Genomic DNA, 8,894 nt, shown 5'->3' with positions numbered 1-8,894 from the left:
AGGTGGGAGAGCCAAGATTCTCGAAGAACCCACTCATTATGAAGTGGGTTTTTTATTTGCCCTAAGTTCTGCTGTGTTTCATTTGAGTCAGATTATTTTTTTTGTGATTGGCTGTCTGGCAAGTTTCGCTTTATTTTGCCTGCTCTTCCCGCACCTGTTTACCCGCCAGCAAAAATTTTATCCCAAACGTGTCATTACTGCCTTTGAAAGCAGGATGTTTACTCGTCTGAAAGATGCTTTTCCCCATCATCATATTTTGGCACAAGTTGCTTTCAGTGCCTTGATTACTCATGACCAGATGAATATGCGGAGTAAATTCAATCGCAAGGTGACTGACTTTGTAGTGATGGACCGGGAATATAATGTCGTTGCAATTGTAGAGCTCGATGATCCGAGTCATTTTGGCAAAGAAAAGGAAGATGCAGAACGCGATGCCATGCTGATTGCAGCAGGCTATACCGTTGTCCGATACACGGAAATACCGAGCATCAGACAACTACAACGGGATTTAAGATAATAAATTTATATAAAATACTTATTGCTGAATATTGGCCTCTGAGGCTGCCTGCACATCTGTTTCAGCATTTTCTTGCTGTTCCACTGCCTGCTTTTTCTCAGCTGCCTCTCGTGCTTCAATTCGGGCGATCATTTCAGTCTGCTGCTGTTTATACTTTTCCTGATTTTTGGCATCACTATTTACAGCCAGAAATGCCATCGTGACCAAAAAAATTGGAATACATAAAGCCAGGGTTCCAAAAATAACCAGTTTCTTGACACTGCGGGGTTTTGTCTGTTGCGACATAACAAACCTATACTCTTGACCTAAAATCTTGAGCCACTATAACAAACTCAGATGATTGCTCAAGACTTAGCAAGATAACAAATAAAAAAGGAGCCGAAGCTCCTTGCAACATTCTATTTCTATTGATTCATAAACTCGTCTACTTTGTCTACAATAGCAGAAATATTCTGCGTCATAATCGTTTGATGATTAGCATCTGGATCAAGAAATAAATCATCATTATCCATTTCTTCTGCAACCTCTAAAAGTTTCGGAAACAATAATGTTGTAGTTATATAAGCAGGCACAGTTGTATCTTGTTCACCCTGGAATACATATACAGGTTTAGGAATTGGATTTTGTCCTGGCAAGTTTTCCTCTAAATAAGTACTCACATCATCATCCAGGATAAAGTTGGGTTGCAAAGCCTGATAAGTAGCGTACGTTCCACCATTATCAATATAAGACTGAATATCATTCCTAAAACCTTCAGCAACTCGTGGTGAACATTCAACTTCCGCAATTTGTGCAAGAGGAACTTTAGTTTCCAGGAAAGCCTGACTGTATTGGAAAGCTGGTCTTTCTGCCTTAATTCCTGAACTTACAATTGCCGCATAACCATATAAGGTTCCAGCAATCTGTTTTGCCGCCTGGATAGCTTCCGGTGTACCGGGATCTGCAACAGTAGCAGCAACACCCAATCCATAATTTAAAGTTTCTGCCAGATAAGACGCTGGAGCAATTGCTACTGCACCCTTGTAATCAAAGTTAGTTAGCACACTACTAAATTCTGCAGCAGCAAGCGCTGCATGCCCACCTTGTGACCACCCTACCACGCTCCACTCATCAGCTAAAACATTGCCATAATATTTTTTAGCTTCGCTAATAGCAGAAAGAATAGAATTGGCTGCACTTTCAAGATTTAAATAAGGATGTGGTTCATTATTATTACCCAGACCCTCATAGTCTGGTGCAATGACCGCATAACCGCGCTCTACCAATTCCATGACCAGATCTTTTTCCTCTCCAGTTAATGGAAGACGTGAAGGAGCACATTTGTCTGCCGCTCCGGTCGTGCCATGCGCCCAAACCACAATCGGCCAACCACCTGCAGGTGGTGTACCTTTAGGTGTAAAGACCAAGGTTGTAGCACGAATATTTTTATCTTGAACGCTCTGCATGCTATAGCTGAAAATATCATGACGGTCGACCATTGCCTTTACTTCATCATCGACTGCATAGATTTGTACTGGATTAAATCCGATAAATTCATCATCACCGTCATTACATGCTGTTATTAACAGTGTCATTGAACATATGACTGCCAAAGAAGTTTTTTTGAAACCGTTTTTCATTATGCTATTCATATTCTAATCCCTTATTGTTGTTAATCTTTTTCATGGAGCAGATTTGAATTAATCATAAAAAAAAGCACCCTTATAGGATGCTTTTGTTATGAATTGACAGTATGCAGTTACAGAAGTGCAGCAAAGATTCCCAGGAAAATCATCAGGCCAACCCAACGGTTATGCCGAAAAGCCCAGAAACAGCGCTGCGGATCTTTGTCTCTGGTTTTTAACCACTGGTAAGCAAAATCGATTGCTACCGCAATTAAACCAATCAAGCCAAATGGAACGAGTAAGCCTTCGACCCATAAGGCTGTGCCAATCAAAACAAGACTAATGACCTGCAGTACACTGATGATTTGAATATCATATTGACCAAATAAAATGGCAGTCGATTTCACGCCAATTTTCAAGTCATATTCACGATCGGTAATTGCATATTGGGTGTCATATGCTACAGTCCAGGCCAGATTACCAAAATACAGCAACCAGCAGGTTAAATCCGGAGTCTGCCCTACTGCGGTATAAGCCATGGGAATGGACCATGAAAATGCCGCACCCAAGAATACCTGCGGTAAATGCGTATAGCGTTTCATAAAAGGATAAATGAAAGCTAGAAATAAAGCCCCAAATGACCAATAGAACGTTTCAATCGGTAAGAAGAACAGTAAGCAGGCACTAGCAGCCACCAGCACCAGGAACACCATCACTGCTTCTTTACCACTAATGATTCCAGTTGCCAGTGGACGTGTTTTGGTTCGCTCCACATGTGCATCCACCTTTCGGTCGGCAAAGTCATTAATGGCACAACCTGCTGCACGCATAAGGATGACACCAAGAATCATCAGCATCAGAATACTCAGATCAGGTATTCCCTTTGCAGCCACCCAAAGTGCCCACATGGTGGGCCAAAAAACCAGTTCTGTGCCAATAGGCTTATCAAAACGACAAAGATAATAATAGGCGCTCAGACGTTCACGCCAGCTAATTGCTTGTGCAGTTGCCATATCAAGTTAAGCCTGTTGATTTTCTATATATTGCTGGAAAGCCGGTAAAAATGTTTCTTGTACGATAAATTTACAGCCATGCCAAGTATAACAGCTCTGGCGGGTCCACCCATCTTCAAGATAGATCACACGACGCTCACAATACGGATTGGTACGCTGGAATAACAACCAGCCAATCGGCTTCGATCCAATATGCTGAAAAATCCGTGCCCGTTTTTGCAGGCTTAAAATCGGGAAAATACTTTTAGCCTTCACCCAAGGTTGTTCATCACAACCATATAAATAGCTTTCCCGCACCCAAGAGGTATGCTGATGTGGCATCCTCATCCAACTGGCATTTTCAAAGCTTAATCGCTGAAAATGTTCTTTTAACGGCCGCACCCTAAATTGCCCATCTGCCAAATCAGTTAGTTGCTGGGTCAATGATCCTGATGCATATAGCCATTCCCGAAATACAGCTGGTATCTGCTGTCTAGGCTGATTCTTAAATTTTAAACTCACAACATTCCCAACTTCATGATCAGGCATTATCTGTCTTGGCGATAACTTCATATTTGCCACTTGGCAGTTTTTTCAGAATTATTCCATCTGTGGTGATATAAAAGCTTTGCGGATAGTCATAATCCAAAGCCAATTCAGGATTTCGCAATGCAATGAATTCCACCTGCTTATAACCTTCAGGTGTACGTCCGACTTCTATATAGGTCACTTCAGAAAAATTCAGTTTAAAACCTTTACTGTGATCTTGCGGATCAATCCAGGGAAAAAAGCCAGTATGTTTTTTACGTGCTGCCATAATCATTTATCTTTAATCAATAACAGCATCATACAAAAAAACCCGCACTAAGGCGGGTCTTTTTTACAGTGAAATTCTTGGAAGAATTACAGGCTGTAGTACATATCAAATTCAACTGGGTGAGTAGTCGTGTTCAGACGACGAACTTCTTCAGTTTTAAGCTCGATATAGGCATCAAGCATTTCTTTAGTGAACACACCACCTTTAAGCAGGTAATCCTGGTCCGCTTGAAGCGCTTCAAGAGCCATTTCAAGACTGTGTGCCACTGTAGGGATTTTAGCCTCTTCTTCTGGAGGAAGATCGTACAAGTTCTTGTCTGCAGCTTCACCTGGGTGGATCTTGTTCTGGATACCGTCAAGACCAGCCATCAACAATGCAGCGAAACCTAGGTACGGGTTCATCATTGGATCAGGGAAACGTGCTTCGATACGTTTGCCTTTAGGGCTAGAAACGTATGGAATACGGATAGAAGCAGAACGGTTACGCGCAGAGTAAGCCAACATAATTGGTGCTTCGAAGTGCGGTACCAGACGCTTGTATGAGTTTGTAGACGGGTTAGTGATCGCATTCAATGAACGTGCGTGTTTGATCACACCACCGATGAAGTAAAGTGCAGTTTCAGAAAGACCTGCATATTCATCACCAGCAAACAGGTTCTTGCCATCTTTAGAGATTGACATGTGAACGTGCATACCAGAACCGTTGTCGCCTACCATTGGTTTAGGCATGAAAGTCGCAGTTTTCGCGTATTGGTGCGCAACGTTCCAAACAGCATATTTAAACTGTTGTACTTCGTCTGCTTTACGAACCATTGTGTTGAAGCTTACACCGATTTCAAGCTGGCAAGATGCAACTTCGTGGTGATGTACTTCTACACGGCCTGGGCCCATGATCTCTTCGATTTTTGCACACATGTCTGCACGCATATCGTGGTGAGAATCTACAGGAGGAACTGGGAAGTAACCGCCTTTAACACGTGGACGGTGACCAGAGTTACCTGATTCGTAGTCTTTGCCAGTTGACCATGCAGCCTCTTCAGCGATCAATGTATGGCGAGCGCCAGACATGTCGATTTCCCATTTTACTTCGTCAAATACGAAAAATTCTGGCTCAGGACCGAAAAATGCAGTATCACCAATACCAGTAGATTTCAGGTATTCTTCTGCACGGCGAGCGATTGAACGTGGGTCACGGTCATAACCTTGACCAGTTGAAGGTTCAATGACATCACAAGTTACAACAACTGTAGGCTCAGCGAAGAACGGGTCGATAAAACCTGTTTCAGCATCTGGGCGTAAAATCATATCTGACGCTTCAATACCTTTCCAGCCAGAGATTGAAGAACCATCGAACATTTTACCGTCTTCAAATGTATCTTCATCAATAGTGTCTGCTGGGTAAGTCACGTGTTGCTCTTTACCTTTAGTGTCTGTAAAACGGAAGTCTACCCATTTTGCGCCACTTTCTTGGATGAGTTGAAGGACCTTGTTCGCCATGCTCAATTTGCTCCGATGTTTTTTTGTTGCACTTACTAAGTGCGTGTTAGTAGTTGGTAGTTATTAAGCAATTACCGTACCAACTTTTAAAAGTATAGCTAAAATCTTGAAATCCTTATGAGAATACGTGGATTGAAAGAAATACTTTCGGCCTATTATACTGTCTGTATAATTAAATGCACTATATTCAAGCATTCTCTGTGATTTTTGTTTCGTTAGATTTCACACTGCACCTTAACAGTGCGGTAAAATCACTATAGATGTTATTTCTGGTAAGTAATGATGAGCTTATGTAGCTTTTATAAACTTTAGGTGAGTTCTTAATCGATTTAAAAAGTATTTTTGTATTTTACTGCAAATATTCAGTTTTTCTTAAAAACTAAGATTAAGAAAATGCTCACCAAATTGAGTCACTTTGGATAAATAAACGATAAGAATACTATTCCATTTTCTCCGCCTGCTAATCAACTATTGTTTTTTAAAGCAACTTATAAAAAAAAATTAAAACATCAAAATTATGTGTACATATTTTTTGACCTTAACTTACTTTTAGTTATTTACTATTTTTTGGTTATATCACCGTGTGTGTTGAGCCTTATCAACCCTGTTCATTTGGCTAAGCAGAAAAATTGGGCAAATTGTTGCGCCGTAGTTTCAGATTATTTGCTATGATGATTGTCGCTTTATTTTCACACAATGAAATCAACAGTTTAATCAGCTTTTCTAGCTAGCTAAAAAACTGCTAATAAAGCACGCTCTGAATTACTCAAGCACAATTTAAGTGCATTAATTTCAATAGGTTAAGCTCATGCTTTTAATGATCGACAACTATGACTCCTTTACTTACAACATCGTCCAGTACTTTGGCGAGCTGAATCAAGAAGTAAAAGTAGTCCGTAATGATGCCGTGACTTTAGAAGATATTGAGCGATGGCAACCTAAATATCTGGTCATTGGCCCTGGTCCATGTTCTCCAAGTGAAGCCGGTATTTCTATTCCTGCGATTCAGCACTTTTCTGGCAAGATTCCGCTATTAGGCGTATGTCTCGGCCATCAAAGTATTGGTCAGGCATTTGGCGGTGACATTGTGCGCGCTAAACGTGTCATGCACGGCCGTCTATCCGACATGTATCACAGTGACAAAGGGATTTTCAGCAACCTGCCTTCTCCATTTTCTGCGACGCGCTATCACTCACTGGTGATTGATCAGGCGACCTTGCCGGAATGTCTGGAAGTGACCTGCTGGACCAATGAAGCAGATGGCTCAATGGAAGAAATCATGGGCGTAAAACATAAGACATTACCTGTTGAAGGTGTGCAGTTCCATCCGGAGTCCATCCTAAGCCAGCATGGCCATCAAATCTTTAAAAACTTCCTAGAAATTTATGCGTAAATAATGATGAATATTCAACAAGCTTTAAACCATATTACAAAAAACATTCACCTGACTCAGCCACAAATGGAAGACGTGATGCGTTGCATCATGTCGGGTGAAGCCACCGATGCACAAATTGGCGCCCTGATGATGGGTCTACGCTTAAAAGGCGAAAGTATCGATGAAATTACTGCTGCAGCACGTGTGATGCGTGAATTAGCTCTGAAAATTGATGTCAGCGATTTGCCATATTTGGTCGACATTGTCGGTACAGGTGGTGATGGTCAGAATTTATTTAACGTCTCTACTGCTTCAAGTTTTGTGATTGCGGCTGCAGGCGGAACTGTTGCTAAACATGGCGGTCGTGGTGTATCTGGTAAATCCGGTTCATCCGATGTCCTAGAGCAAGCAGGTATTCGCCTTGATCTGAGTCTTGAGCAAAGTGAACGTTGCATTCGTGAAATTGGTGTAGGGTTTTTATTCGCCCCAAATCACCACAAAGCCATGAAATATGCCGCTACGCCACGTAAAGAATTGGGTTTCCGTAGTATTTTTAACTTACTCGGCCCGCTTACGAATCCGGCTGGAGTAAAACGCTTTGTCATTGGTGTCTTCTCGCATGAATTGTGCCGCCCAATGGCTGAAGTGCTTAAGCAACTCGGTGCTGAACATGTCATGGTGGTGCATTCACAAGATGGTTTAGATGAAATCAGTTTAGCATCTAAAACTTATGTGGCTGAACTCAAGAATGGTGAAATCACTGAATGGGAAATCATTCCTGAACAGGTCGATATTGCCTCTCAAACCTTAACAGGTCTAACCATTGACAGTGCTGCCGACAGCTTAAAACTGATTAAAGACGCGTTAAGCAAAAAGAAATCTGAAATTGGTGAGAAAGCCGCAAATATGGTGGCGCTTAATGCTGGTGCAGGTATCTATGTAGCTGGTTTAACCACCAGCTATAAACAAGGTGTTGCTCTTGCCCATGACATTATTTATGGGGGGCAAGCTCTAGAAAAAATGGGCATTTTGGCAGAATTTGGCAATACGCTCAAAGAATACGACATCTAAGACAGCAGGAATTTTTAATCATGGTAGATATCGCAAATACAATTCTAGGTAAGATCGTAGACCGGAAAAAAGAAGAATTTGCTACACGTCTGAAGCAAAAAAGTTATAAGGATGTTGAAGAGCTGGCTCAAGCTGCCACACCTGTACGTGGCTTTGCTCAATCATTGCTGGCTAAGCACCCGGGGGTGATTGCTGAAATCAAGAAAGCGTCTCCATCCAAAGGCATTATCCGTGAAAACTTTAATCCAGCGGAAATTGCCGCACAGTATCAGGATGCAGGCGCTGCATGTTTGTCCGTCTTGACCGATGTGGATTTCTTCCAGGGTGCTGATGAGAATATTCAGATTGCACGTTCGCATTGTGATTTGCCAGCCCTACGTAAAGATTTCCTGATTGATCCTTATGGGGTGATTGAAGCGCGTGCTTTACATGCAGACTGTATCTTGCTGATCGTGGCTTGCCTGTCTGATCAGCAACTGGAAGAAATGTCGAAGACTGCTTTTGAGCATAATCTGGATATTTTAGTCGAAGTGCATGATGAAGCCGAACTTGAACGTGCGCTTAAACTTTCAGATCGCTGCCTGTTGGGTGTAAATAACCGTAACTTGAAGACCTTTGATGTTGATTTAAATACCTCACTGCGTTTAAAACAGTTACTCGATCCATCTCGCTTGTTGGTGACTGAAAGTGGTATAGCAACACCTGCAGATGTCGCGATGATGCAGGAACATGATATTCATGCCTTTCTGGTTGGTGAAAGCTTTATGAAACAGCCACGTCCGGATCATGCATTCCGCGACCTGTTTGGTGAACCAGAAACTGTATAAAAATTTTCAATTCAGGGCAAAATTCGTTTTGCCCTGATTCTTCCCACTCCCTGAATCAACTTTTAGACCTTCTAATTTATCTGTTTTTCTGTTCTGCCCCAGCTTGAAATCTCTCTCTAAAATTCAGCCTATCAGCCTGGATATAATCAAATACATTCTGCTTATATGAACAGTAAGACCTAAAAAATCAAATAA

Annotated in this window: 10 protein-coding genes; 4 read left to right on the top strand and 6 right to left on the bottom strand. The window is 41.8% G+C overall.

From position 1 onward, the window contains the following. Nucleotides 1–73 precede the first annotated feature (73 nt). Nucleotides 74–517, top strand: a complete 444-nt coding sequence (locus B3D47_RS06855) for a DUF2726 domain-containing protein (protein ID WP_026056769.1) — start codon at nt 74–76, stop codon at nt 515–517. An 18-nt stretch (nt 518–535) separates the two neighbouring features. Here the strand turns inward: B3D47_RS06855 and B3D47_RS06850 are convergent, their stop codons facing one another. The 6 genes from B3D47_RS06850 to glnA all read right to left on the bottom strand — a co-directional run bounded on the left by B3D47_RS06850 (nt 536) and on the right by glnA (nt 5,426). Next, nucleotides 536–802 carry a hypothetical protein gene (locus B3D47_RS06850; protein ID WP_005221434.1) on the bottom strand — a complete coding sequence of 89 codons (267 nt, stop codon included), beginning with the start codon at nt 800–802 and terminating at the stop codon, nt 536–538. A gap of 119 nt (nt 803–921) precedes the next feature. Further along, the gene (locus tag B3D47_RS06845; RefSeq protein WP_228127683.1) at nt 922–2,091 is read right to left on the bottom strand and encodes an alpha/beta hydrolase; all 1,170 of its coding nucleotides are present in this window, start codon (nt 2,089–2,091) and stop codon (nt 922–924) included. A 164-nt stretch (nt 2,092–2,255) separates the two neighbouring features. Next, complete coding sequence (gene ubiA, locus B3D47_RS06840; protein WP_004893927.1) at nt 2,256–3,134, bottom strand: 4-hydroxybenzoate octaprenyltransferase; 879 nt, start codon at nt 3,132–3,134, stop codon at nt 2,256–2,258. 6 nt (nt 3,135–3,140) lie between these two features. Then, nucleotides 3,141–3,662: a chorismate--pyruvate lyase family protein gene (locus B3D47_RS06835; RefSeq protein ID WP_017401580.1), complete on the bottom strand. Its 522-nt coding sequence runs from the start codon at nt 3,660–3,662 to the stop codon at nt 3,141–3,143. Beyond that, the gene (locus tag B3D47_RS06830; RefSeq protein WP_004893922.1) at nt 3,655–3,930 is read right to left on the bottom strand and encodes a hypothetical protein; all 276 of its coding nucleotides are present in this window, start codon (nt 3,928–3,930) and stop codon (nt 3,655–3,657) included. The genes B3D47_RS06835 and B3D47_RS06830 overlap by 8 nt, the downstream gene beginning before the upstream one ends. A gap of 86 nt (nt 3,931–4,016) precedes the next feature. Beyond that, nucleotides 4,017–5,426 (bottom strand): type I glutamate--ammonia ligase, encoded by a 1,410-nt coding sequence (gene glnA / locus B3D47_RS06825; RefSeq protein WP_004810587.1) that lies wholly within the window; start codon nt 5,424–5,426, stop codon nt 4,017–4,019. A gap of 808 nt (nt 5,427–6,234) precedes the next feature. Between glnA and B3D47_RS06820 the strand changes: the two genes are divergently transcribed. From B3D47_RS06820 to trpC, 3 genes are read left to right on the top strand one after another with little or no spacing between them, the layout of a single operon-like run. Continuing rightward, the gene (locus tag B3D47_RS06820) at nt 6,235–6,819 is read left to right on the top strand and encodes an anthranilate synthase component II (RefSeq protein WP_004893775.1); all 585 of its coding nucleotides are present in this window, start codon (nt 6,235–6,237) and stop codon (nt 6,817–6,819) included. A gap of 6 nt (nt 6,820–6,825) precedes the next feature. After that, nucleotides 6,826–7,872 carry an anthranilate phosphoribosyltransferase gene (trpD, locus tag B3D47_RS06815; RefSeq protein WP_034434201.1) on the top strand — a complete coding sequence of 349 codons (1,047 nt, stop codon included), beginning with the start codon at nt 6,826–6,828 and terminating at the stop codon, nt 7,870–7,872. 20 nt (nt 7,873–7,892) lie between these two features. Continuing rightward, nucleotides 7,893–8,699, top strand: a complete 807-nt coding sequence (gene trpC / locus B3D47_RS06810; protein WP_005221426.1) for an indole-3-glycerol phosphate synthase TrpC — start codon at nt 7,893–7,895, stop codon at nt 8,697–8,699. The last annotated feature ends 195 nt before the right edge of the window (nt 8,700–8,894 follow it).

The organism is Acinetobacter sp. UBA3461 (genome assembly GCF_002381195.1).
GTDB lineage: Bacteria > Pseudomonadota > Gammaproteobacteria > Pseudomonadales > Moraxellaceae > Acinetobacter > Acinetobacter schindleri.
The sequence above is the reverse complement of the archived record's forward strand: the minus strand, read 5'-3'. Positions and strand labels throughout refer to the sequence as shown.